Origin of the sequence: Paraburkholderia sediminicola, assembly GCF_046027355.1 — a bacterium.
GTDB lineage: Bacteria > Pseudomonadota > Gammaproteobacteria > Burkholderiales > Burkholderiaceae > Paraburkholderia > Paraburkholderia sediminicola_B.
On the sequence record NZ_JAQQEK010000118.1, the window covers coordinates 1 to 1,113 of the forward strand.

Annotated in this window: 1 protein-coding gene; it reads right to left on the reverse strand. The window is 65.0% G+C overall.

Annotated elements, in window-relative coordinates; all coding sequences use genetic code 11:
* Positions 1–357: 357 nt before the first annotated feature.
* Positions 358–1,113 (reverse strand): IS91 family transposase (locus tag PQR42_RS45530; protein WP_408496096.1); only part of this gene is annotated, 756 nt, incomplete at its 5' end.

The following is a 1,113-nucleotide window of genomic DNA, read 5'->3' on the forward strand; positions in this document are numbered from 1 at the left end:
TCGTTAAGGGTTATTCGATGCCTGCCCTCGTTCACATGGCTGTAAGCGTGCGGTGGCGCGTGCGGGCAGGCGTCGAATAAGCCTCGAGGGAGGAAACCGCGGAGTGGTCCGTAGAGGTCGGAAGTTTGCGTGGCTATGGCGATTGATAGCCCGGCATCCGCAGCCGTGTCCGGGCAAGATGGTCCAAACGTGAGGCTGGAATTGCCCAGGCACCAGGGCAATGGGGTGCATCCGCGCGATGGCGAACGTGAAGTGGATGTGCCTGAGGCTCCATGAAGCGACATGCGCAAACGTCCGCTCGTAGGCCGCGTTGCCGCAAAGTCGACGTTTGGTCTGGTAAGCACAGAACCGTAGCGTTCATGTTGCGCCCCGCGACATTGGTGGTGCGCGAATGGGTGCAGTGCGCGCGACGATATCGATGACGATCATCGGGGCACCGCAGTGCCGGCATATGAAGACAGGTCGGGCCTGGATGACGGTGTCGTCGGATGGCGGGTCGAACCGCGGCGCGACGTGCAGCAGGTCGCGCACCTTGGCGAGATTGTCGCGGCGCACCGGATTGGCGAGCAGTCCGTAGTGGCGGATGCGGTGGAAGCCTGCGGGCAGCACATGAAGCAGGAAACGGCGCATGAACTCGCTGGCCTGCAGCGTCATGGTCTTGTAGCGTGTGCGCCCCGTCGCACGGTAATCCTTCCAGCGGAACGTCACGCCGCGCTCATCAAAGGCGAGCAGACGCTGGTTGGAGATGGCCACGCGGTGCGTATAGCGCGACAGGTACGCGAGCACCGCTTGCGGTCCCGCAAAGGGGCGCTTGGCGTACACAAACCACTCGCAGGTCCGCAGCGGTGCCAACCACTGCGCAAAGGTGGCGCGATCGGCGAGCGCCGCATGCTCGCCGAAGAACTGCAGCTGGCCGCGCCGGTGGGCATCGGTGAGCGCTTCAAGGAAGCGACGCCGGAACAGGCGCGAGAGCACGCGCACCGGCAGGAAGAAGCCGGGACGGCAGGCAATCCAGCGCTCGCCGCCGGACGACAGTCCCCCGCCAGGGACGATGCCGTGTACGTGCGGATGATGCGTGAGCGCCGAGCCCCAGGTGTGCAGCACAAGCGTGGC